This window comes from bacterium (assembly GCA_022616075.1).
Taxonomy (GTDB): Bacteria; Acidobacteriota; HRBIN11; order JAKEFK01; family JAKEFK01; genus JAKEFK01.
The window spans coordinates 1-24,967 of the sequence record JAKEFK010000185.1 but is presented as its reverse complement, the minus strand read 5'-3'; the positions used below and the strand labels follow the sequence as shown (position 1 = coordinate 24,967).

Below are 24,967 nucleotides of genomic sequence, written 5' to 3'. Positions count from 1 at the left end.
ATGATGAATGGAATAATGGCAGGCTGGAATACCTCTTCGCACGTGGCAGGGATCAGCACCTTGAGATGCTTGGAAATCGCGTTTTAATGAATAGGGAAAGGATTTTGCGATTCCGGTAACGCGTGGTTGCCGCTCCGACAGAATTTTGAGAATGGCCGCCTCGTTGGATCCGATACCGCGTGAAACGTGTTGTCAAGTTGTCTTGAATATTCAACCATATGGTGGAGAATCCTTTGGGCCTTCCATGAGCTGCTACTTCAAACTACTTAGTTCCGGATTCCTCGCACCTTATGCGAGAAATATCCTGAAGCATTTGCGATCTGAGATATCGCCACAAGTGCAGCCAGTATGGCCGAGCGCGAAGCGCCTTGACGCGATGGATGTCGAAGGAGGTCCCAATAAAACGAAGGCGGTTCTACCGGAATAGAAGCACCGTTGCGCTCCTTAAGGATGTCGTGCAAGAGAGCGGCCCCGTAGCCATAATTGAAATGCTTCTTCCAAAATCCTCTGAGGCTAATCGGATAACCGTGAGAAACCTTCGCCTCAGGTTCGTAGGTCAGCAAGCGTTTTGATTGCAGCCACCGCATACAAAGTTCGCGATCCTCTGCCGCGGCTCCGGGGAAGACTGTATTAAATCCACCGATCTCAAAAAATGATTTCACTGGAAACGAAAGATTGTTTGAACTTAAGAATTGCGCCGTACCTGGCTCGTTTCCGTTGTAATAGGAATAGAGAAAGTCAGCGAGAAGTTGGGAGGCTGCTAAGTACACATTTTCCTGGAGCCTGTTGATGACTCTTCCTCCGATCCCATGATCGGGCGTGATCTGAAATCTTCCGGCAAATTTCTGCAACCAATCCTCGTGCGGAATACAATCATCGTCAATAAAAACTACATACTCGTTACGCGCTGCCGAGGCGCCTCTATTTCGTGCAGCTGCTGGTCCGGCATGAAATTGACGAATCAATTTCACATTCAATTGTGACCTGAGGTTATCCACGATACAGTCGAGCGGCTCGGGACCCCCATCATCAACTACGATCACTTCAAAACACTCACGTGGATAGACCAGTCTTGAGATTGAATTAAGACATTCCTGCAATAAAGAGGGGCGGCCATACGTGGGAATTACAATGGAGAAGGTGGGGGCGCTCAATGGATCACCTCTAATTCCCGCCTAGATTTGCTTTGTGTGGATTCCACAGCGTAAGTTCCTCCTGATTCAGAAGAATCCTGTTCACTGCTTCAACCCCTTGCATCAAGGAGTGATCCTGATTGGAAACTTCATACTTCCATCCACCGAATCTTCCTCTGGAAAAAATTGCCAACTCCTCCAGAGTGAGAAGCACTCTCAACGCCTCGTCTCTTTGCAATGTGGGTGTCGGATATCCATAAGGCTCGTGATGAAACCAGAGATCCACGATAGCCTCACGATTTGTGATCAACCTCGTATTGAGTGCCCCCTCGATTACCTCTCGCGAAATTGCTTCGTGCTTTACCATTTTATCGCAAGATTCTGAAACTTCAGCCATCAGAGACCAGTATTGTTTGGGGTCCGGGGTATTGAAAGGAGAGTAGTTCGAAAACACAGTAACTCGATAGAATGGACAATTCGATTCGGGAAAATACATCCAGCATTTCGTTTTCAAATGTTCGGGAGGCTGTCCCTTCAGTCCGATTCCTATGATGTTGGTAGATGAGTGTACAAGTTTCTCCGCAGCAGACCTCTCCTCTAAATCCGAAAGCAGCAGGAATCGATCCAGGGGAAGCGTGGTGATCAAAGCGTCATAGGGTTCCTGTCGGCCATTGTCAAATGCAACGAGACGTTTCTTCGTATCCACCCTGACTACTTCATGGGTCAGATATGTTCTACTGTGATCCAGCCGTTCATAGAGTCTTTTCCAGATTTCTCCCGTGCCTCCCTTGAGCGGAAAGCGAAAGCGATTATTCGGACCCCAGGAAACATCATCACGTTCAAAAAGAATATTCTCGATGATTCGCGCTAGATCGACTACGGAAACTCGATCGGCGATCCAATTGTAGGATAATTTTTCTGGAGGATACGCCCATACTTTAAAGTTGTAAGGCAACAGAAAAAGCTCTGCAATTCCTTTACCGAAAACGCTCAGAATCCAGTCGCGAAAGGTTTTCGGTTGCAAGGAAGGATGTTTGTACAGTTCGATCAATCCCGACAGGCATTTCCAAATATCTTCCCGAGCCAAATAGCGAATGTTATTTTGAAACGGATATGGAACAAAGCGATCGCGGATCCAAACCCAGGAGCTTCGTTCATGGAACACCCATTCGTCACCCATGAGGAGATCCATTAAGTGATCAAAATACCGGTAATGGGAAAATTGAACATGCCCTCCGATATCCCATGTGAAACCCATCTCATCTGTGACTGAGTACGCCAGACCGCCAGGATAAGCATTCCTTTCAAAAATCTTGTAATTGGTATATCCAAGTTCCTGCAATCTCCAGGCAGCCCCAAGACCGCAAGCACCCATTCCCAGGATTACAATCTTTGGATCATTCACGGGGTGATTCATGGGAGTTGACGCTTAAACTGAAGCACTTCACGGAATGCAGGAATGCACAACCGAAATATCTTCCAGCTTCGCAAGAACGACTTGCCGGTTGTGCGCGCCCGATGACGAACCTCGACCCAACCCACATTCATCTTCATCTTTTTAGCGCCGACTGCCATAAGAATTGATGGGACCATCGGCTGCTCCGGCAGGACCAACAAAAGGCGATCCAACGCTTCTCTTCTGTACAAACGGAAGGGGGAATTGCTGTCAGGAAGCAGAACACCAAATAGCAGGAACAAAAATGTTTGCAGAAGGCGGCTGAGCAAGAGACGCGCGAACGGATCCTTTCGTTTTCCGCGCCAACCGATCACAGCGTTCAGTCCTTCTTCTTCCATTTTTTGATATAACAACCAGAAATCTTCCGCAACAAACTGACGGTCGCTGTCGCAATGAAATATCAATTCACCCGTGGCTTCGCGAAAGGCTCTCGCAAGGGCTGCTCCATGGCCCCGATTTTGTGGCAGATTGATTACACGTAAGTACGGAATCAGTGTTTGCACAGACTGAAGAATCATTCCAGTTTGGTCGGTACTGCAATCGTTGACGACGATAAACTCCGGCCGCTCAAATCTCTGGAGAACCTGCGCGAACTCACTCAGGACATCCGCAATCACATCCTGCTCGTTGAAAACGGGCATAACAATAGACAGGGAATCAGGCAATCCACACCGCCATACAAAGCGTTAATACTAGCAGAGAAACTACGCCGGCAAAATGCCGGCGGTCATTTATGCCAGCCTGGAGGCTGGCGCTCATCTGACCGCTACAAAGATGAGCACCGCCATTCTGGCGGCATTGATGTCCGCCGGCTTTTAGCCGGCATATGCTACATGCGTCAACTCGCTGTTATTGCAAATAGCCCAGAGCCTTAAGCTGTTTTTCCGTTTCTTCGTTCAGAGGTGTGGTCTCTTTTTTCAAGCCAAGGCGCTGCCTGATCCTGTCCGCTGTTTCCGATTTTTCAGACAATAATTGGCGTGCTGTCTCCAGCACGGAGCGATCATGAGTCGTTTGTCTTTCGTGTGGATCCTCACGAAGGTTAAATGTTTGCTCATTCCCGCTGACCAGAAGCCTGGTATATTTCAGTCCGTTGAAGATCACAGATATGCGAGGTTCGTAATATAGGGTTCCGGCAACAATAATCGGATCAGAATTCCATTGAGATGCGGGATGCTCTCCGCTCAACTGCTGGAAGAGGGATCTCCGCGACAGATACTCATCATGATAAGGAATACCGCACAGATCCAAAATCGTAGGAGTGACGCTTTCCCCTGAAACGACCGTATCTATGCGAACTCCGCGCAGTTTGGAGCCTGGAAGTTTCACGATTAGCGGGACGCGGAGGAGCTCTTCAAAGTGACTGTGCCCATGCTCAAATCCGCCATGCTCCCAGAATTCTTCTCCGTGATCAGAAGTTAAAATCAAAAGTGTTTCGTCGTAAATTCCAAGCTCCTTCATTTCGTTTACGATTTTACCAATCTGATCATCGACGTAACGGACTTCAGCCAGGTACAAGCTTTGGATCCATTTCTTTTCTTCCGAAGACGGAAAAAGATGACCCGCTCTGATATGTGTCAGGCGGTCGAAACGGTTCGCGATGTTGGAATCAACATCGGTGGGCAAGTACGAAGCAGGAGGTGAATATGGAATATGGGGGTCGAAATAATGGAGCCAGAGAAAAAAAGGATCGCTGTGATGTCCTTTTAACCAATCAATTGCCATGTCAGTAAGATCGCTGGTTTGCGCTTCCGGGCGAAAGGTTCGCGGGAAAAGAAAGTTCAGGAAGAAAGTCCCCAGGGTTCGATCTGTGCTTTTCGGGTAGATATTGAATTCATCGAACCCTTTGGAAAAATTGTTTCTCGCAAGATAAACGTTATCTCCGATCGCTTCTGTTTTGTATCCCGCGTTTTGCATGTATTCGGCCAGAGTTGGAAGATTTTCTGGTAGCCGTGATTCGCGCTCGAGTGCTTGGTGCGTCAGAGGAGAATGTCCGGTCAACAGAGATGCAGCAGACGGAAGCGTCCACGGGGAAACTGCATATGTCGAGGAAAAAACGGTGCTGCCACTCGCAAGTTGATCCATCTCTGTTGTGGAAATCCCGGTTCCTCCATAAGCCGCTAATGTGTCCGCGCGAAGCGTGTCGATGGTGATCAACATCACATGCCGGATTTTCAGATGATCCGATGTTGACTGCGCCGATGCCGAAGCCTGATCTATCTGAAGCCCACCCAACAACGGGCTGCAAATGGTGAGAACCGCCAGGAGTCGAACTATCCGGACCTTGGCACGAAAGTTTGTTCGATAAAAGCCGAGCCAGCTCAAAGCGCAGCAAAGGATCAAGAAACCATTTAATAGAATTGAGCTTGACGAAAACAAAGGCTCTCCGTGATAGATCTGCCTCCACGTGATCAACCACATTTCACAAATCAGCACAGGAAGCGCAAATAACGTCGCTTCAATCCACCTTTTCCTTTCTGATTCAAACGCCTTTCGCATAAGTTGATGCGCTGCAAAAGCAACGAAAAAAGACAAAATGAACGCGATTCCCAGCATCATAATTTCCTGAGAGGGTCTGAGAGCACGCGAAATTAAACGCTTCTCTTGCAAGATCACCGCAAGGCTTGCAAGAAAGGCGGCAAGCGGGATATTCAAAGGGCCGATCCTTTGATCGGAATCGAACAAGTGAAGTAAAAGCGATAAAACGAGATACACCAAAAATGCAATTAAGATTGATGCGATCAGCGGAGTCAGCATTAAGCTGAAGGAAGCGAATCGTGCTGGCTTGAAAATGGTAGTAGCCAGCAAATCAAAGAAACCGATCGAAAGGCTGAAAATGATCCCGACCGTGATATCCCGGTTCAGGATTTTCCAGAGAGAAACAGCTTTCTGCATTCGGTTGAAATCGTCACCCTGTTTCCCCCACTTCAGTGTACGCCTTTCGATGTGTTTGTGGCAAGTAAACGCGGTCGTGAATGCGACCCCAAAAACAATTGCTTACAAAAATTGCCGTGCGGCAGGAGATGAAGATACAATGGGTAATAGATCGGGTGTAGATGTTACGCTGTTCATAGCTCGCGCGGTTTGAAGCGCCGATCTTGACTCTGGCGGGGGTGGTAGAGGATGGTTTCGACCAAGCTCGTGCAGGGTCTAATCATTGATCAGATATAATTGTAACTCAAAGATTCTTATCGCAGTTTTTCTTGCCAACATCGTCAGTCTTTCGGTGTTCAATCTTCTCCGGCTTCCGACAAAACTTTTGCCGTTCGCATATATAGGATTTCTGTCCGCCGCCATCTTTGTCATATTTCCTGCACGTGTGCGAGGAAGAGCACTTCACTCCGACTCGATCACAACCGCCATGAGCCTTCTGTTCTGGATCTTAATGAACCTCCCCCGGCTATCTTATCCCATGGAATGGCAGGTTCCCGGCGTGGTTCGAGCTTTAGGAGACGACTATTACAGACTTGCAGAACTAATCAGTATGACTCTATCCCCTTCCTTCCCGCTCCAACATTATCTAAATCAGGACTACCTCTTCTCATTTTATTACTGCTCATTGATTCCTTTTGCAGTTCTGAAGTTGCTGATTCCATTCATCACGATCAAGGACGCCATTTTTCTAGGAAATCTGATTTATTCCTATTTAATTGTTTTCAGCCTGCTGGAAGTTGCGCTTTTGTTTTTCAGAACTCGTTTTCAAGTGCGACTCTTTTTATTTCTTTGCTCTTTTTTTGGCGGCCTCGACTGGATCTTCTTTCCCCTGCTAAGCCTCCAGAATTTCGAATGGTGGCAGAAGTACTCCTGGTTTCGTGGAAACACTCAGATCTCCTCGTTTTACACAACCATGTTCTGGACTATTCATCATTTCGCTGCTTTTTACTCACTGATTCTCTTTTTTGTTGTGGCACGATTCTATCGGGTTGGGTCAGCAACCAAAAAAACTGCGGTGATATTCTTATTGTTGATTCATTCCTTCTATTCCAGCATTTTTGCATTTCTTCCGGTCCTTGCTCTTCTATGGATCGAACGGAAGGTGGTTCTGCATCGTGCCCGCAGATCGCCTATCGTGACGGTGCTGGCCTTTCTGCTTTTGTTATCTCCAATGTTTTTGTATTTAGGCAAGGTAGGCTCACAGCATTTTGTTATTTCCAGCTTCAATCTTCCCCTAACGAAGCATTTCTGGATCGACAAAGCACTTGGTTTTCCCCTGTACCTTACTCTCATTCCACTGGTGGAATTTTGTGGAATTCCGCTGATGCTGCTTGCTATTTACAAACAATTCAGCGCGAAGCAGCGAGCCTACTTTCTATGCTCGTTTTTTTTCTTTGTTCTGACCGATTTCGTAGCCTACTCGGGATTCAACAATTTTTGCATGAGAGGGATGCTGCTTCCCACCTGGATCTTCTTCTTCCTTTTTGCGACTCATATTTCACAAATTCCTTTTCAGAAGGCAAAACTGGGAGCCGCGCTACTATTGATACTCGGATCCGTTGGTGTGCTGAAACCGATGATGTACCAGAGCATTCAAGCCGTTTACAACTACAGAAATGCGTCCGTTGGGAATCCGGCTCGCGAAATATTTCATCAAGTGGCAAGAACGCCTGAACTACAGTCCAACCCCGTTTTTCAACCTTCGGCGCCCTATGCACTTCCTTATTTTTATTGCGAGAAGATGATGTTCGGTGTAAGGCTCCAGGACATGGAGGAAAAGGATAAGGAATTACTCGGTCTTCCGAAATGAGATCAATAGTGGATGGTTTCTTTGCCGGTCCGAACGATGAAATCGACTGGTTTAAATCCAACGAAAAGGATACTGCTTACAGTATCCGCCGCTTTTAGCCGGCGGACATCAATGCCGCCAGAATGGCGGCGCTCATCTTTGCTGCCGGTAGATGAGCGCCAGCCTCCAGGCTGGCATAAATGACCGCCGGCATTCTGCCGGCATCGTCGTTTTCCTAAAACTTTGGAGTTTTTGATAGAATCTGTATTTACCATGAGCGACGAAACGAGCAGCCAATTACCACCTGATGGTTTGAAAGGGGTCAGATTCTCTCGCAGGTTCTTTTTCATAGTTCTTCTGGGAGGACTATTCGGTTTCGTCGCCTGGATGTATCGCCGGACTCCAGCCGTTCTGTCGATTCAGAATTTTTTCGGTCTGGATCATTCGGTACAGGTAGTGATCAAGAGTGAAATAGAATCATTGAAAAAGGAACACTTTTCCTGGTGGGCCGCCTCTGTGTTCTTTTTTACTCTGGCAGATTGGGGTTTCCAGGCTATTGTCCCTCGCCGCATACGGTATCGAATCGTCAACTACTGGAGTTGGAGATTACTTTCTCGACGCAGCATCGGATGGAAGTATGTCAACTACCCTTCTGTAAGCGACGATCCAATTTGCGATGGATTGATCCGCCCTGAGTAGAACCGCCAAGACGCCAAGATCGCCAAGTTAGGAGCAAGTTTTCAATTCTTGGCGGCTGGCGTCTTGGCGGTTAATTATCCGTGTAGAACGCGGATTGTGGGTTGTAGAGATCTTCCAAAGTGTAACGCTTGATCTTCCCTTCCTTCAGGCCAAGTACCACTGTTGTTTCACGTTCCAGTGTTAACTTTTTTTTGGAAGCTGCGTAGTCATTTTCTCGAAGATTGATGTAATCAATGGAGTTGTCATGATAGATGTATCGAAGGAAGTTTCTTCCGCGAAAAGAAACCGGATCAATCCCCCGAAATGATTTTGCTCGCTCGTTTACTCCATCGAAAATAAAGACAGAGTTTTCCGGAACTTTTTTCAATTCCTGATGAACATACGAAAGCATCAGTTGAACTGTCGCTCCTCTTTGCACTAGAGCATTGGAGCCGGAAAGCACAGGCGCTTTCAGTTCTCTTCCAAAGAATAAGTTGAGCGTTGCCAGGTTTGAAAAATACAGGAGAATCAGGAACACAACAGCAATCCGATTCCGTTTCTGCGAAGGAGGGAATGCGAGATCGAAAAGTAAGACTAATAGAAGAATGATGGCGGGATAAGAATAAATCAGGTAGTAACGGTAGGAATGATTGGGCAGAAAAAGAACCGGCAACAAGCAGACGGCTCCCCATAAAAGAAGCAAATAAATCAAACGAAGATTCTCCCGAATTCTGGAGTGTAGAGATTCCAAATTCTTAAAGAGCGCGAGTAGGAGCGCCAGAACCACGGCAAAAATCGGGATGCCCCAGTTCCAGTTGTCATGCAAATTCGCCCGGCCGGTCAATCCTTCTACTATCCAAATGAGATACTTGATGAAGTTTGTAATGAAATGCATCCCCCAAAAGTCAACTTGATACGCATGTTTTTCCGTTGCGCCAGCTCTGGTGAACCACAGTAAGACGTAAAGGAACATCACTACTCCGTGAGGCAGAATGTTGGAAAAAGTAGCGCGGGCATCCCGCCTGCGGAACTGCGCAGACGAGACGTCCGCGCTACATATGGAATACGCAAAAAGTATGACCGGCAAAAAAAAAGGACCTTCTTTAAACAGAAGCGCGGCAAGATAACAGCCTGCGGAGAACCAGGGTTTCTTTTCCAAAAAGAACAGAATCGACAAAAGGAAGAACAACAGTGCACCCAGATCGTACATTCCAACCATCCACATCAACGGATCCATCAGGAGAGTGCCCGAAAAAACAAACCATGCGGCAGAAGCCCATGCAAGAACCTCATTTCGTAGCAAACGAAACGCAATTGCTTTGAAAACGAGAGAACTGGCGAAAAGTACCAGGAGATTCAATATCCGGAAACCGATAGAAAGATTTCCGAACGTATTGACGATAAAGTAGAAATACAACCATCCGAACGGCCGGTAAAACTCATTCGGATCATAATAATCAAGAAACCTCATCCAGTCCGGCGTGGAATCGAAATAGTACAAAAAGCGCCAATCATCCATGATGTATGGGTACGAGAAAGTTCCCCAATACAGGACGACAATGAGCAGCGAAAGAATACTTTGAAAAGCTATTCTCTTCAGAATCACGAGTTCTGCTCGAAAAGTGGCGCGGGCGTCCCGCCTGCGAATTTCCGATACTCTCGTTGCTTTGCCATGTACATCAGGAATACCAGTCCAACCATCCAAATAGAAGTCTGGCCGGCCTCAAAGAGAATGTTATACGGAAGAGGAAAGGACAACAGTCGCGCGGGCGCCAGAGCAGCTGCCCATGTAATTGTCAGAATAACGCCCGCGCAGAATTTGAGCGATACTGTCGAATTTGTGACCGCAATTCGAAACAGAGAAATCATGGGAATCAGCACCAAAAAATCATCATAAAGGCGATGATAAATCCAGAAACGTGAGAAATACGCGGTCACTCCCATTAAGATCCAGTATTCGCTGTTCCGGAAATAAAAAATCCAAAACCCCAGTGCTGCCAGCAATAGCAGCGAGGCAGGTAGGATCCAGTGTTGTAGATTTAATAGATTCAGCCAGCTGTGGAGATTCGCGTATCCGCCTCTTAGAGCAGCTGCAGAACCTCGTGCCAGCCAATCAGAAATCAGCACGCCGAACTCAGATTGTTGCGGAAGTATCGCGAGCATAGTCAAAACGGTATAACCTGCGCATACAAACAATGCGGGGCGCATTCTGGGTGGACAAAACATAAGTATCCAGAAGAAAGGAGCAGTTAGCGCAGGTTTGATGAGTGCAACAAGAAAGCAAATTGCAATCAACAAATCATTAGAAAAGTAGCGCGGGCGTCCCGCCTGCGAACATTGCGCAGACGAGACGTCCGCGCTACAACGAAGCAAGGCAGTGATTAGAAAAGGAAGGAGATGAAGGATGAACTGTCCGTTGCCGATCGTAGCTCCTGTCGCGTATATCGATGGTACAAGCAGCGCTACAAATAGCCGCTGCTGCAAATCCTTCGCCTGGCTCTGTCTCACCAATAGAACCATCAACCAGACCATGGCTGCAGCGCTTGTGACTGCCCAGAGCCATCTCGCCTGATCCTGCGTTACCCAACTCAGTAACGGCCATAACATCAGATAAGTTGCAGGCGGATAAATGGCGTGTTCGTCCAAAGGAAGACCGCTGAACCAGCGCTGAACGTCATTGTGACGATACCTCAGGTCAATCGCGCCATCTGGCCCCTGGTCAAATAAAAGTCGATGAAACTCGTTTGTTAGTCTGTGCGCGGAGGCCAGAATCATAAGAACGATGCCAACCCACAGTAGAGCAGCCCTGTATCGCAACCAGAAGCGTTCGATGAAAGCCAGATCTATATATCCTCTCGTTCGAATGGTACCATCTATCAGACTACAAATGAGCGCCAGCTTCCAGGCTGGCATAAATGACCGCCGGCTTTCAGCCGGCATCTGCCGGCCACAGGCCGGCAGACATCTATGCCGGCAAAATGCCGGCGCTCATCTTCAAATATTGATAAAAGAATGAATGTCATTAAGACAAAAGTTTGCATCATTGGTTCGGGAATTGCAGGTTGCCTTTGTGCGAAGTTTCTTGCACGAGGAATTGACGACATACTGATTGTAGAGCGTGGAGCCCGCGTAACTCATGATTGGCGCGTGAAGACGCGCCGGCACGAACAACCGATTCCAACTGCCGAGCATAACCACATCGTAAAAGGAAAGTTCAAGAAAAACATTCAATATGTTTACGCCATGGGAGGCACCACCAATCTCTGGATGGGACATTCGCCCCGTTTTCTACCCGGCGATTTTCGCGTGAGAACTTTGTATGGCATTACGGAAGATTGGCTGATCAGCTACGAGGAACTGGAACATTACTACTGTTTGGCTGAGGAGGAGATGGCGATCGCCGGCGCAGATGATAACAAGAGAATCCCCCGTTCCAAATCCTACCCTCAATTGCCCCATCCATTTAGTCCGGCCGATCTCCTTGTAAAGAGATGTTTTCCTGAAGGAGATGTTGTTTCACTTCCTCAGGCTCGTCCTTCATCTGCGATCGGAAACCGCCCTGCTTGCTGCGGTTCTGCAGTTTGTGATATTTGTCCGGTCGATTCAAAGTACACTCCCATGAATGCACACATTCCTGAGTTGGAAAAAAACCCGGCAATCCGTTTTCTATCTGAAACTGTAGTCCTTTCTCTGGTGTCGAATGGGAATCGTCATGTAAACCGGGCAACGGCGAAAGCGAAAGATGGCTCGGAAATAATGATTGAGGCTCAAACTTTTGTTCTGGCGGCAAATGCGGTTGAGAATGCAGCCATTCTTTTACGCAGCCCAACGATTAAACAAAACCCGTACGTCGGCAAGTACCTTTTCGACCATCCGGTCTTATCGCTTACCGCCCAAATTAAGGAAGACGGATTCCCAAACTATGGTTACAGCATTTCTACTGCGTTCTGTTACTCTTTCGCTGATGGTCCGTTCCGGTCTGGTCGAGCCTCGTCACTGGCACTGATTCGGAACAGCTATCCCGTGAGCGATTTTGTAAGGGATGTCGCAATGAATCATGGCCTGAGTGGAAGAGATCTGCACAACAAAGTTCTTCGCGAATTTCGAAATCAGATCAGCCTCACCTTCATGTTCGAAGATGTTCCCAATCCCGATAGCTTTGTTCGAATTGGTAGAAACCGTAGTTCTCTGGGGCTTCCGCAAACGGAGATCTATTACAACAAGTATTCCTCCTATGTGGACCGGGCTCACAGAGACATTGCTGCGGGAGTGGAACAATTCTTTGCACCGTTGGGGCCCAAAGGAATTGTAAGACACGATCCGTATTTTGCCGGCCATCTTCTTGGGACTTGTAAAATCGGAAAGCCGGAGAATGGAGTTGTGGATCCCAATTTACGATATCATCCTTACGACAACGTTTTCATTCTTGGTGGCTCCGCATTTCCTACCTACTCTGCGGCGAATCCGACTCTGACCATTGCTGCACTTGCCATTCGGCTCGGATCGTATCTTAGCAATGGTTAGTCAGTCCCATCTTTTAAAGAAGATGCAAATTTTCTGGGAGAAGTACGGGAACAGGATCCTTCGAATGGCTGTTGTGTTGCTTGCGATTGCCGCCACATTCCGGTTGTTGCACGAGTCTCTTCGGCTGGTGATTTGGGATTTGTCTACACTGGGTGGTCCCAACGATTTACGAAATTTCCAAAACGCCATGAAAGGCCTATTTGCCGGACAACCCATCTACAAAGAACTCGGCACGTCTCCCTATCCGCCGGCAAGTTATGCGATCTTCTGGCCTTTCTTGGGCTGGCTGGACTTATCAAAAGCACGATTGCTTTGGGCAATCACCCTTGTAGCCGTTCTAGCCTGGTTGATCGTTCTGATCATACGCGAAAGCAAGGCAACTAGTCACACGGAACGGATCCTGGCGGCTCTGTTTCTGTTATCAATGAACGGTACGGGAGTTACGATCGGAAACGGGCAACTCGGACTTCACATCTTGCCAGCACTGGTCACTGCCCTTCTCCTGATTCAACACAAAGACTTATCAATCCAAAATCAATTCTTCGCGTCTTTACTTGTACTGTTTGCTCTGGCTAAGCCAACGATTTCTGTTCCATTCCTGTGGATCCTGCTTTTTGCACCGCATGGGAAGCGAATTCTTTTTCTGACCTCCATCGCTTATCTTGCGATCACCTGGCTGGCACTCTCGTTTCAACCTCAGCCGGCGATTGCTGTTTTCGAAAGCTGGTTTCATCGGGCTTCAATTGTGGCTCTCGAAAGAGGATACGGTAACCTTCACGCTTTTCTTAGCTCCATCAACCTGGATTCCTGGATGGCTCCGGCTTCCCTGTTTGTTTTCGGGTTGTTCGGGCTCTGGGTTTATTTCCACCGCAAGGTGGAAATATGGTTGGTCATAGGAATCACAGCTCTCGTTGCAAGGTTCTGGTCGTATCATCGATACTATGACGATGTGTTGATCATCTTACCGATGATTTCTTTATTCAGGATCGCAAAGTCTTCCGGACTGGGAAATCGCAGGCGAGACGCCCGCGCTACATTTGTTGCCGGATTTCTGCTTTCCATGATTGCCTTTTTCAACTTAGCCCGGCTGCACAACATCTCAAAACTACGATTTGAGCTGATTACCTCAACAAACGTAATTTTGTGGATGCTGACGACTGCTTTTCTTCTATATCTTGCCCAACGGCAAAAAGTAGAAGCCAAATTGGTTTCATCTTGAAAATCCTTTTACTGCACGACAATCCTCCGCCCGGTGGAGGAGCTGAAAAGCAATTTCTGGGATTAAGAAATGAACTTCGGAAAAGGGGGCATGACGCGCGTCTGTTTACAAGCACTGCGAGCAAGAAGCAGTCTGTTTCGGATTACGAATGCTTTGGGACGATTTCAAGCTTCCGCACGCTCCTTCAAACATACAATCGATGGGCCTATCAATCCTTAAAGAAGGTCTTGGAGGATTTTCGTCCGGATGTCGTTCAGGCGAATATTTATCTGACTCAGCTTTCTCCATCGATTCTTCCACTGCTGCAAAATATTCCTTCGATTTACTACGCTGTCTGGTATCGTTCGATTTGCCCAATTGGAACAAAGATGCTACCCGACAACCGTACGTGTTTTTATCCAGCTGGCCGAATCTGCCTTAGGACTGGCTGTCTACCGCTGCGTGACTGGATTCCGCTGATGTATCAAATGAAAATGCAACGCCGCTGGCAAGGAGTTTTCGAACTGGTTGTGGCGGTGAGCGAGGCTGTTCGTGTTCGGCTTGTGGCTGAAGGTGTGCCGGCCACGCATGTGAACTGGCCTGGAGTCGCGATTCAAGAGAAGATTCCGGAGAAGTCCCCAACTCCGCAGGTTGTTTTTGCCGGACGCCTGGTCAAGGAGAAAGGCTGCGACATTCTGCTGAGGGCTTTTGGAATCGTGAGACATAAGTGTATGCATGCTCAGCTTGTAATTGCAGGGGATGGTCCGGAACGTACGAGACTGGAACGCATGAAGCAGGAACTTCATCTGGATTCTTGCGTTACATTTACGGGCCACATCTCTTCTGAAGAAGTGCAGCAGCGTTTCGCATCGGCCCGGGTGCAAGTGATACCATCAGTGTGGCCGGAACCTCTACCAATCGCGGCGATGGAAGGGATGATGAATGGAAGCGTTGTTGTCGCTTCAAGGATCGGAGGCCTCCCGGAAATTATTCAGGATGGCGAAACAGGTTTTTTGGTTGAACCAGGCAATCCTCAGGATCTTGCCGCGGCAATACAAAGAGCATTCGACAATCTAGAAATCGGCCAGGCAGCACACGAATTTGCCCTGAGTCACCTCACTGAGGAAAAGTCCGTAAACAGATTCATATCTCTTTATGAACACGTTCTGCAGAAACCAGCCGGCTAAAAGCCGGCGGTCATCAATGCCGCCAGAATGGCGGCGCTCTTCAGATGAGCGCCAGCCTCCAGGCTGGCATAAATGACCGCCGGCATTCTGCCGGCATTTCGTCGGCTTTCAGCCGGCATCTCATGCATTGCTTTCACCGCAATAATCTGATACTGATAAACCTCAGGCGGGAAGGAGCGATGACAAATGTACTCCCGCGCCCGCGGTTATTTACCTCACATTATTCAGCAACGGTCGATTTACTTCGTAACCTTTCGACTTGCGGATAGTCTTCCTGCATCGATACTCTTTCAATACAAAGAAGAAGCGGCTCGTGAATTCCCAACTTTTCCCAAGAAAGCTAGTTATCGTTACCAGGAAGCCGTTCAAAAATACCTGGACGCCTCCTACGGTCAATGTTGGTTGAAAGATACCCAAATTGCATCGATCGTTAGCAACGCAATCAGATATTTCAACCATCAACGTTATGAACTACTTGCGTGGACCATCATGCCCAATCATGTTCACGTCATTTTCAGATTGATGGGAGAGTTTTCGGTAAGTTCCATTCTTCACAGCTGGAAGAGTTTCAGTGCAAGAAAAGGAAATCGTTTGCTAGCTAGAAGCGGCGAATTCTGGCAGCGTGAGTATTTTGACATACTGGTTGCAAGCGAACGGCAGTTGGAATTTTTTTTGCGGTATGTTCTAAATAATCCGGTCAAGGCAGGTCTATGTCGCGAGATTTTTCAATGGCCATGGACTGGTTGCTCTGAGGAAATGCAAGCGATTGCGCGAAGGTTCTTTTTGTAATATCTGCCGGCAAATATGAGCGCCGCCATTCTGACGGCATTGATGAGCGCCGCCATTCTGACGGCATTAATGTCCGCCGCCATTCTGGCGGGATTGATGTCCGCCGGCTTTCAGCAGGCGTCTTGCCGGCAAAATGCCGGCGGTCATTAATGCCGGCTAAAAGCCGGCGCTCATCTCGTGCTAACATTTCAGAGTCCATGAGCGGAAAAAATGTGCCGTTAGTCATCCTGGCGATTGATGCAGGGGATGTTCGGTTGATTCAACATTGGGTTAGAGAAGGCCATTTGCCGACTTTTTCCCGTTTCATGCAAAAGGGATCGTGGGGAACGACAGTCGGATCGGACTTGATGATCGAGCATGGCATCTGGGTATCGATACTTAGTGGCCTTTCCCGCGATCAAACCGGCTACTATGATTTCCGCCAATTGAAGCCGGGAACATACCAGTTGGAACTGAAAACATCGAAAGATGCAAAAGCAAATCCGTTCTGGTTTCATCTTCGCGGCCGCGATAAGAAAGTAGCAATCATTGATGCGCAGGAAATGTATCCGATTCTGGGATTGAATGGCATACAAATTTCCAACTGGTCAACTCATGAGCCGGCATTTGGTCCGGCTGCTGAGCCGCAAGGGATCCTGTCGGAAGTTCGCAAGATTTTCGGGCCTCAAATAAAGACAGAAATCAATTGGTACTCTACGTTGGATCAAGACGTAGTGATGTATCGCAAACTGATAGAGCGTGTGAAAAGAAAGGGAGTTCTGCTCCGACATTTGCTGAAACAGGACAGTTTTGATCTCGTTGTTGCATCTTTTGGGGAATCGCACACAGGCGGTCATCAATTTTGGAAATACGTTCCCGAATCCGGAAAGGCATCCAGTGTTCCTGATGCAGAAATGATGAATTCGTTACGGGCTATCTACCAGTCAATCGATCAGGAGATCGAAGAATTACTCGCGCAATTTCCTTCAGACACTACTGTGTTTCTCATTACATCCGCAGGCATGGAAAATTATTATCCGACCTCGGGACTCGTTGAATCTTTTTGCAGGGTGCTTGCCTACCAGCCTTATCCGGTTCCGACCTCCCCTTCTTTACATCCAATGTCGATACTGCGCCGAATATTACCCGAATCCTTGCGTATTGCGATCAGCCGTCATTTACCGCGTGAAACGAGAGAGCAACTGGTCGGACAACAATTTACAACCGGTACCGATTGGGCCAGGACGACCGCTTTTGCGCCACCTTCTTTTTACTCAGGCTGGCTAAGAGTCAATTTAAAGGGACGCGAACCGATGGGAGTCGTTACACGTGAGAAATATGACGATCTGATGGAGGAATTGCAAAGGGAGTTATCCAAATTGATTGATCCAAAGACCGGCCTGAGTCCCATTGATACTGTTCCTTCCTCTCTTCAGTTATTCGGCGTAAGTACGCCTGAGATTCTTCCAGATCTTTTTGTGAAGTGGAAGCCGCACGCAGATCTGTTGAAAACGGTCCGGCACCCTAAAGGAGAATTGAATCAAAATCCCGAGCCGATCCGTGACAGCGGGCATTCTGATTTTGGTTTCATTGCCGCGATGGGACCGAACATCCGCAGCGCGGGAAATATTGGCGAAGTTCAGATATTGGATCTAGCTCCTACCTTTCTTACACTCATGAAGGAGCCGATTCCGCCCGAAATGAAAGGCCGCCCAGCGGAACAGCTCCTCGCTGGCCTATGATGCAACCATGAAATCTCGGGCGGTCTTAATCTATTTCCACGTGTTTTGTGCCGCGTTTGTTTACTTGTATGTTAGAAACAAAGCCGCTTTAAGCGACGATACGGTATTTTTCGGCGTAGGCGATGGCTGGGCGTACCAGGTTCTTGCCGTCAATATTCGTTACGGTCGTGGTTATCAGGACCGCGGAGTCGAGCCATTTGAGACCTATCGGTTTAATGAGAGAGCAAAGAAACGTTCCGATATCGACCGTTATAAGCCGGATGGAAGTCGTGTCACTTACTATGAATCCTTCATCAATCGCAATCCTTATACGATTGATAAACCCCCGGGCTATCCTCTTTTCTTAGCATTTGTTTACAGGATCTTTGATGTACATCCTCGAATGGTAAAGATTTTCCAGGTGATATTGCTCGCTATGGTTGCCGCTGTAATGCCATGGATTGCCGCACATTATTGGGGAAAATGGGGAATTGCGAGCGGTATTGCTTCTTCTTTTGCCTTTCTGCACTATTTTTGTCCACCTCCGGTGAATATCCAGGCGGAAAGTCTCAGTACATTCGCATTGACCGGGTGGGTGGTGGCTTTTATTTTGTGGGAAAAGCAGCCGAAGCTTCTCAGGATTTTTGTTCTTGGTACGGTGTCGGGCGTCCTGCTTCTCATCAAAGGGTTAAATATTTTCATCCCCTTTTTCTTCATTCTGCAGCTCGGGATTCGAAAACCACGGCAACGATTGCTGCCGGTCTCGGTTTTCTTTTTGGCAATGGCTTGTCTCATTTTGCCTTGGAGCGTCTATGCGAGCTCGAAAAACGGACGTCTGGTTCTGATTTCAACTCAGGGAGGACCGGTTCTCTTTGAAGGAAATAACGAAGATTCTCTAAAAGACGGATGCAGGCATACCGAATGGAGAAGGGCGAAAGCAGGGGATCATACCTATTTGTACAACCGGTTAAAGAATACCGGTTACTCCCCGCTCAAGAAGGTTTTCATATTCTATTCTCAAAACATAAACGATCTTCCCAAATTTTTCTTGTACAAACTGTTACAAGGTTTTCCTGTGCATAAGAGCATCCCTTTTTTCCTCATCATGGTCGGTATGTTCTTATATTATCTTGTTCGTTTGTTCAGGAGTGATGGAGAAAGAGTTCCCATCTTTCCTGTTATTTTTTTTCTGAATCTTTTGCTGATCACCCTGATTTTCTTTGGTGAGGTCAGGTATAGTCTTCCATTCCTGCCGTTTTTTGTGTTGCCCTCCGTGTATTTTAGTTTCTTGCTTGCAAAACATTTTTACTCGATCCGGGCGCACGTAAAATGAAGATGCTGAATCAAGATTCATATGATGCCATTATCATTGGCGCGGGGCCAAACGGCGAATGGATGGCCAAAGGTCTGTCAGAAGGCGGGCTTCGTGTTCTGGTTCTTGATGCTGGCCCATTGATGAAAGAACGCGATTTTGCGCGTACTCCAAAGGATGGGATCCTGCAACGTGCGGGTTTCTTTTTGGGCAAGCATCGTCGCATCGCAGCCGCCGCGGTGTTGAATACGGCAACGAGCCGGTTCTATGTGGATGAACGACAGAATCCATATACGCATCCGGGTGACAAGCCGTTTCGATGGTTCCGGGGGAGACAGGTAGGAGGGCGCGGACACACATGGGGACGCCTTGCACTGCGGTACGCTCCCGTAGACTTTCGAACCACAGCAGAGGATGGGGCGACGTGGCCCATTTGTTATGAAGACCTCGAACCGTATTACGGTCAAGTGGAGGAATTTCTGCTGCTGGAAGGGCGGAAAGACTCTATTGAGAGTTTACCCGACGGCAAATATGTCAGAGAGCATGAGCTAACGCCAACGGAGCAACGATTCAAGGAAGCAGTTCAGAAGAAATGGCCCCATAGACCGGTGATTCCTGTTCGCGTGCTGGGTTATCCGCATGGCCCGGTCTCTCCAATGCTGCAGAGCGCGTTGAATACAGGACGCGCAGTATTGAGACCATCCATGGTTGTGGATCGTATCCTTACAGAGTCCAAGGCAGGGCGAGCCACCGGCGTCTCATGTATAGAAATTTCAACCGATAAACGCATGCATTTCTATAGTGAGATCGTTGTCTGTTGCGCATCAACGATTGAAACAATCAGACTCCTTTTAAATTCCAATGGTCTTGGAAATTCATCAGGACTTCTTGGTTGTTATCTGATGGACCATATCAATGTTTGGCTTTCAGGATCGACTTCCGAAAGCAGTCACATCAAACCGAATTGGTTTAATCTGTCCTCTGACATGGGAATCTATCTGCCACGAATCCGTAGACGGGAATTTAGCGATGGAGGTTTCATCGGCACATACGGAGTGCAAGGTTCGCTGGGGCGTGCTGGAAAATTCTGGTCTATGGGGGCAAACTGTGAAATGTTACCCAGAAGGGAAAACCGTGTGACCCTGGATCCGAACGTAAAAGACAAATGGGGAGTTCCGGCTGCTCATATTCAATGCAAGTTTTCCGAAAATGAATTTGCTTTGCGCGAAGATGCTGTTCAAGCAATGAGAGAAATGGCACAGGAAGCAGGCTTCTCCACTTCCCGCGATTTCGTTCCTCTGCCGCTTCGTATGCTTTCGGCCTTCGTGCACGCTACAGGGTTGATCAACGACGGACCAGTTCCGGGAGCCGCTATTCATGAGAGTGGCGGCGTCCGAATGGGGCAAACTCCCAAAGACTCAATTCTCAACAAGCACAATCAAATGTGGGAAATCCCTAATCTCTTTGTCGTGGATTCTTCTTGTTTTCCGGCAATCAGTTTCCAACACCCCACTCTTACCACCATGGCACTTGCATTGCGCGCATGCAATTACATCTTAAGCTCGAAATTCAAAACAAAGTAGCGCAGGCGTCCCGCCTGCGGAATGCGCCGGCCAGAGGCCCGCGCTACTTTGTAAGGATGAGCGAGTAATGATATTAGGCAAACGAATAGTTATCGTGATGCCTGCCTATAACGCAGTAAAAACACTGGAACAAACATATCGCGAAATCCCGATGGATGTAGTGGATGAATTGATTCTGGTTGATGACCTTTCCTGGGACGATACGGTAAAAAAAGCTCAACAACTTTCCATTCAGCGAGTGATCCGGCATGAAGAGAACCGAGGATATGGAGGAAATCAGAAAACCTGTTACCGGGAAGCTTTAAAGGCGGGGGCGGATATTGTTGTGATGCTGCATCCGGATTATCAGTATACGCCACTCTTATTGGAAGCGATGGTTTACCCGATCGCTCGCGGTCTTTTTTCAGCGATGCTCGGTTCGCGCATTTTAGGAAGAGGTGCGCTTGCCGGAGGAATGCCGCTCTATAAATACATTTCCAATCGCTTGCTGACATTGATACAAAACATTTTCTTGAATCAAAAGCTGGCGGAGTATCACACAGGCTACCGTGCTTTCACACGCGAGATTCTGGAGACATTACCGCTGGAAGAAAATTCCGATGATTTTGTTTTTGACAATGAAATGCTCGCTCAGATTCTGTTTGCGGGCCAAAGCATTGGAGAAGTAACCTGCCCGACCCGCTATTTTGAAGAGGCCAGCACAATCAATTTCCGTCGAAGTGTCCAGTATGGTTTTGGTGTGCTTCGAGTTTCATTGTGCTACCGCCTGCAGAAATGGGGTCTGGGCCGGTTCAAAATTTTTGATCTGCAAAACGGCAAGAAACTCGCACGATAACGCAAAGGCGCCAAGTCGCAAAGGGTGGCAAAGCTAGTTGCAATGTTTGCCGAAAAACGCAATTCGGACTCATAGTAATGCAAGGATTCTCAATTCTTTGCGGCTTTGCGTTGAATTTTACTGAATGTATCCAAGGGATCGAAGCTGCTCCTTCATCTCCTCACTCATTTCGAATGTGTCCATTTGGTTGCGAGGCAAGGAACGATATTTTTGTCTTTCCTTATTGAGCCAGTTCAACAAGATTCTTTGGTGCTCTTCTATTTTATTTTGGTTCCCTTCATGAAGCAGATTGTTTTGTTCCTGGGGATCGTTGGTGAGGTCGTAAAGCTCTTTTTGAAATGATTCCAGGTTCGCGATGAACTTCGTATTTCCGGACTGTACCGCATAAAGATCATATCGCAGGCTGGCAAAGAGACTTCTGTTCGAATTCGTCCTGTGACCATTCAATGCGGACAACAATTCGTCTCCATCGCTTTCAATCGGAACCTTCAGGCCAAGGTACTTCAAGATTGTAGGCATGATATCCAGGATACTGGCCGGTGTATCTACAACCTTCCCTTTCGCGAATTCCGCGCCGGATGGAAATTTTATAATCAGCGGCACGCGCAAAACTTCATCATAAAGCGTCCGTCTATGCCCTTTTCCACCATGTTCCAGAAATTCATCTCCATGATCTGCCGTAAAGATGATGAGTGAGTCATCAAAAACGTTCAGCCTCTTAAGGGTCGTGATCAGCTCACCAATATGGAAATCAGTGTAAGCAATTTCCCCATCATACAAGGCGAGTATGTGAGCCAGGTCTCTCTGCTTCATGCCTGTTTTGATTTTCGGATTCAGATGAAAATTCCGGCCGTTGATGGTGCCGTTATATTTCGGATCGAACATCTTATCGAAGGGAGGAGGAGGACTGTAATCGTAATGAACGTCCCAATAATGCAGAAAGAGAAAGAACTTTCTTTCGTGATTGTTGCTGAGCCATTTGTGGATCGCGGCAGTTAACGCGGGAGAAGTGATTCCTCTGTGTGCGATCTTATTGGCTTCCCGGATGTTTTTGGCATCGAATTTGACGGTGAAGTCATCGTAATGATCAAAACCCTGATTGTATCCGAAGTCCGAATAGAGAAACGGGGCAGATACAAAACCAGCAGTGGCATATCCATTTTTCCGCAAAATTTCGGCCAGAGTGATCCTTTGAGGATCAAGTTGATCATGCGTGCCAACGACACCAAGTGCCTCGGGCGCTAATGATGTCAACATCGATAGGTGAGCTGGAAGAGTCCAGGACGTCACGCTGAGGGCGCGAGTGAACAGAGTACCTTCGCGCGCGAGCGAATCCACGTTTGGGCTGGTCTCTCTTCTGTATCCATAGCAGCTGAGATGATCGGCCCTAAGACTGTCCACGGAAATCAGGATGACATTCGCATGGTTCGCAAGATTATCTTTCTGAACAAGAACTTCCGTTTGTTTCTCCTGGCGGCTTTTGAAATTCGGAATCCAAACGGCCTGCAGACATGCCACCAGAGCAAGCAATATTGCTCCTTTTGAAAACACAAACCTTTTTTGATCCTGTTTCGGCGGGAAATGTTGAAGCAGTCGCTTGCCCACAGTGTATAAGGCAATGGCCAGCAGTACGGATCCCAGAATCATGACGCCACATCCAAAGATCTGAAAAAGAAGAGAACTCCGTTGCAAATATCTGGGAAAGATAGGAAGAAGCAAATTAAGGAAACACCCAATCCCCATAGCAACACTGAAGTGCATCAGGGAAAGATTCCTTTCCTCATAGCCGGCGGGCACGGAGGCCCGACCTCCGGAGTCTTTTTTTCGCAGTCGGGACACGAGCCAGAGAATACATCCCTGAAAAGCGCCGATGGAAAGACCAATCAGAGAATAAACAGCAGCAAGTCTTATCAGCAAGGGAAGTTTGTTCAGCAAGCCGGGCGCTAAATACTCGTTAAGTACCGGCCCAAAGGAGGTAGGTTTCCCAATATGAAAGATCCACTGAAAAAAGGAAGAGACTCGAAACCGAAAAATTACGTCTACTGGACGAAAGATATGATCCCTGTATATGCCGGCAACGTAGATCCATTCCATCACGGCTTGCAGAAGTACGAGAACCGTGCAAGTCATGACGGCATATTTCATATGATTTCCGAAGTGGATCATTTTCATTCTTCAAATGGTACCAGTAAAGAAAGTTTCATTGAACAGAATTAGCGCTCATTTCTTCGCAGACAGCCGGTAAAGTTGCATCAGTCCATTGTCTGAGCGGTGGATCAATTTGTATTCCTCCCGTAATTGTTCGGATATTGACTTCACATTGGGATTGCCGCGAAACGTTTCGGAAAATTTCCAGACCAGAACGTAATCGATCTTTTCACCGGTCCGCTTTTCGTACGAGTCCAGGCGAACTTGCGGCGGGACGTCTTCAATCCCGCCAAGGAACCTGTAGGGATTCAGCTCCTCGCGAAACTGAATGGGAAAGGAATTACGGTTTCCTTCATAATTATCCATTACGACAACTCGCCTGTGAGCCGCGATGTAACCGGACGTATGCCGAAACATCTTTACTTTTGAGAACATCTTCCAGCCGGCAGGCACATCCGGTGAAAAGCATAGTGGCAGAAGAGTTGTATTCGGTTCAATCAGATCGATTCCCGAAAGAAACTCTTGCATGGGGTCCTGGAGCGCCCGGTACACAACAAAGTGAGAAACAAGGAAGAGAAGACTCAGCACAACTGCGATTGTTCGCATTCCATGCATGAACCACGCTTTGTACGTCTGGGCACCGAACCACAGGATCAGAGTCAGCAAAAAGAATAACGCCATACGGTCGTTGATCATTCCGCCTTCGGTCGTACGTCGCGGAAGAAAAAAGTAAAGAATGAAATAGCACAACGAGAGAACCAGAAACCCATCCCAGCGATTCCAGTTTCGGTGAAAAAATTTGAACAGAATGCTTTTGGTCAAAATCAAGACAAAGAGGAAAACTACAAACAGGGCAAGCCAGATCTCTCGTTCGGTAAAAGAAACGAGTGGTTGCAGATGCCAGAGATTGCTCAAGAGCACGCCGACTGATTGGTTGCCCAATACCCGTTTCTCTTCAGGCAAGAGGAACGCGACTGCCAGCAAAAGTGCAGGTAATAAACTCAGTAGCGGAAGAAAGAGGCGCGAAATGATTGCTTTTCTATTCACAACCGTATTCGCCGCGCCATGATTTTCCTTTGATAACAATTCCACCGACGTAAACCAGATCGCGAGAAAGAAGATCGCCAGGCATGCCAGAAGTAGAGATGAGAGATGCGAGAAGTAGAGGGCGACAGCCAGAGCAGCAAGCACGATTGCCTGTTTTGCTCCGAAGTTTTTCAAGTGCTTCATCCAGTAACCAAGTACAAAGAAATACAAAACAATCGAATAGCAGAAATTGTAGAGGCCTTTATGCAGCAGATAGTTGTAAAGAAAAGGAAAAACAAGAATCGACATGGTACGCGACTCCGGATGAATCTGGCTGAGAGCGAACCGGAGGGAGACAGGAAGCAGTAGAAGATATACTGATAGAACGATTTTTTCTGCAGTGAGGGGAGATGCGACATAGAGGAGGCCGGCAAGAAGACCGTGAGTGATCCAATTTGGTACAGGCCGCTCATTCATTCGGTAGTATTTCCGAAAAATAGAAATATGCGGTTCGTTGTACTCCCGCAGAACAACGGCATTTCCAACATGAGAAGGTCCATCTTGAGATGGAAAGTATTGGACGCTCCAGATGGGAAGCACATGCAGGACTAACAAGAAAATAAAGAGCAGTCGCTCGCGATTAACTGCCATCAGTCCTTTCTCAGGTAGTATGGAAAG

General features: G+C 47.6%; 20 protein-coding genes. 11 read left to right on the top strand and 9 right to left on the bottom strand.

Annotated features, from left to right (window positions below; genetic code table 11):
* Window positions 1–266: 266 nt before the first annotated feature.
* The 4 genes from L0156_14780 to L0156_14765 form a co-directional block, all read right to left on the bottom strand.
* Entirely contained in the window at window positions 267–1,154 is an 888-nt protein-coding gene (locus L0156_14780; protein ID MCI0604260.1) for a glycosyltransferase, read from the bottom strand.
* Between the two features lie 10 nt (window positions 1,155–1,164).
* Window positions 1,165–2,550 carry an FAD-dependent oxidoreductase gene (locus tag L0156_14775; GenBank protein MCI0604259.1) on the bottom strand — a complete coding sequence of 462 codons (1,386 nt, stop codon included), beginning with the start codon at window positions 2,548–2,550 and terminating at the stop codon, window positions 1,165–1,167.
* Window positions 2,547–3,254 (bottom strand): glycosyltransferase family 2 protein, encoded by a 708-nt coding sequence (locus L0156_14770; protein MCI0604258.1) that lies wholly within the window; start codon window positions 3,252–3,254, stop codon window positions 2,547–2,549. Before L0156_14770 ends, L0156_14775 begins: the two co-directional genes overlap by 4 nt.
* A 184-nt stretch (window positions 3,255–3,438) precedes the next feature.
* On the bottom strand, window positions 3,439–5,481 hold the full coding sequence (locus L0156_14765) for a sulfatase-like hydrolase/transferase (protein ID MCI0604257.1): 2,043 nt from the start codon (window positions 5,479–5,481) through the stop codon (window positions 3,439–3,441).
* A gap of 262 nt (window positions 5,482–5,743) precedes the next feature.
* On the opposite strand from L0156_14765, the gene L0156_14760 reads away from it, so the two are divergent.
* The gene (locus tag L0156_14760; protein ID MCI0604256.1) at window positions 5,744–7,330 is read left to right on the top strand and encodes a hypothetical protein; all 1,587 of its coding nucleotides are present in this window, start codon (window positions 5,744–5,746) and stop codon (window positions 7,328–7,330) included.
* Between the two features lie 252 nt (window positions 7,331–7,582).
* Window positions 7,583–8,008, top strand: coding sequence for a hypothetical protein (locus tag L0156_14755; GenBank protein ID MCI0604255.1), 426 nt, complete (start codon window positions 7,583–7,585; stop codon window positions 8,006–8,008).
* Window positions 8,009–8,078: 70 nt separating this feature from the next.
* Here the strand turns inward: L0156_14755 and L0156_14750 are convergent, their stop codons facing one another.
* Both L0156_14750 and L0156_14745 read right to left on the bottom strand, forming a co-directional pair.
* Window positions 8,079–9,593: a hypothetical protein gene (locus tag L0156_14750; GenBank protein MCI0604254.1), complete on the bottom strand. Its 1,515-nt coding sequence runs from the start codon at window positions 9,591–9,593 to the stop codon at window positions 8,079–8,081.
* Entirely contained in the window at window positions 9,590–10,900 is a 1,311-nt protein-coding gene (locus L0156_14745) for a hypothetical protein (protein MCI0604253.1), read from the bottom strand. The genes L0156_14750 and L0156_14745 overlap by 4 nt, the downstream gene beginning before the upstream one ends.
* 99 nt (window positions 10,901–10,999) lie before the next feature.
* Here L0156_14745 and L0156_14740 point away from each other — a divergent pair, with 99 nt between their 5' ends.
* From L0156_14740 to L0156_14730, 3 genes are read left to right on the top strand one after another with little or no spacing between them, the layout of a single operon-like run.
* Complete coding sequence (locus L0156_14740; GenBank protein ID MCI0604252.1) at window positions 11,000–12,511, top strand: GMC family oxidoreductase; 1,512 nt, start codon at window positions 11,000–11,002, stop codon at window positions 12,509–12,511.
* A complete protein-coding gene (locus L0156_14735; protein MCI0604251.1) occupies window positions 12,504–13,730 on the top strand; it encodes a DUF2029 domain-containing protein in 1,227 nt (408 codons plus the stop codon). Before L0156_14740 ends, L0156_14735 begins: the two co-directional genes overlap by 8 nt.
* Entirely contained in the window at window positions 13,727–14,896 is a 1,170-nt protein-coding gene (locus L0156_14730; GenBank protein MCI0604250.1) for a glycosyltransferase family 4 protein, read from the top strand. The genes L0156_14735 and L0156_14730 overlap by 4 nt, the downstream gene beginning before the upstream one ends.
* Here L0156_14730 and L0156_14725 read toward each other — a convergent pair.
* A complete protein-coding gene (locus L0156_14725; protein ID MCI0604249.1) occupies window positions 14,893–15,033 on the bottom strand; it encodes a hypothetical protein in 141 nt (46 codons plus the stop codon). The two genes, L0156_14730 and L0156_14725, sit on opposite strands and share 4 nt — an antisense overlap.
* Window positions 15,034–15,082: 49 nt before the next feature.
* Between L0156_14725 and L0156_14720 the strand changes: the two genes are divergently transcribed.
* The 5 genes from L0156_14720 to L0156_14700 all read left to right on the top strand — a co-directional run bounded on the left by L0156_14720 (window position 15,083) and on the right by L0156_14700 (window position 21,115).
* Window positions 15,083–15,685 carry a transposase gene (locus tag L0156_14720; protein ID MCI0604248.1) on the top strand — a complete coding sequence of 201 codons (603 nt, stop codon included), beginning with the start codon at window positions 15,083–15,085 and terminating at the stop codon, window positions 15,683–15,685.
* Window positions 15,686–15,882: 197 nt separating this feature from the next.
* On the top strand, window positions 15,883–17,406 hold the full coding sequence (locus L0156_14715) for an alkaline phosphatase family protein (GenBank protein MCI0604247.1): 1,524 nt from the start codon (window positions 15,883–15,885) through the stop codon (window positions 17,404–17,406).
* A 7-nt stretch (window positions 17,407–17,413) separates the two neighbouring features.
* Window positions 17,414–18,718 carry a glycosyltransferase family 39 protein gene (locus L0156_14710; protein MCI0604246.1) on the top strand — a complete coding sequence of 435 codons (1,305 nt, stop codon included), beginning with the start codon at window positions 17,414–17,416 and terminating at the stop codon, window positions 18,716–18,718.
* The gene (locus L0156_14705) at window positions 18,715–20,280 is read left to right on the top strand and encodes a GMC family oxidoreductase (protein MCI0604245.1); all 1,566 of its coding nucleotides are present in this window, start codon (window positions 18,715–18,717) and stop codon (window positions 20,278–20,280) included. The genes L0156_14710 and L0156_14705 overlap by 4 nt, the downstream gene beginning before the upstream one ends.
* Before the next feature lie 67 nt (window positions 20,281–20,347).
* Window positions 20,348–21,115 (top strand): glycosyltransferase family 2 protein, encoded by a 768-nt coding sequence (locus tag L0156_14700; GenBank protein MCI0604244.1) that lies wholly within the window; start codon window positions 20,348–20,350, stop codon window positions 21,113–21,115.
* 117 nt (window positions 21,116–21,232) lie between these two features.
* Here L0156_14700 and L0156_14695 read toward each other — a convergent pair whose 3' ends face one another.
* Window positions 21,233–23,050, bottom strand: coding sequence for a sulfatase-like hydrolase/transferase (locus L0156_14695; GenBank protein ID MCI0604243.1), 1,818 nt, complete (start codon window positions 23,048–23,050; stop codon window positions 21,233–21,235).
* A gap of 54 nt (window positions 23,051–23,104) precedes the next feature.
* Here L0156_14695 and L0156_14690 point away from each other — a divergent pair, with 54 nt between their 5' ends.
* Window positions 23,105–23,332, top strand: a complete 228-nt coding sequence (locus L0156_14690; protein MCI0604242.1) for a hypothetical protein — start codon at window positions 23,105–23,107, stop codon at window positions 23,330–23,332.
* A 3-nt stretch (window positions 23,333–23,335) separates the two neighbouring features.
* Here the strand turns inward: L0156_14690 and L0156_14685 are convergent.
* A partial coding sequence (locus L0156_14685; GenBank protein MCI0604241.1) for a hypothetical protein occupies window positions 23,336–24,967 on the bottom strand: 1,632 nt, incomplete at its 5' end.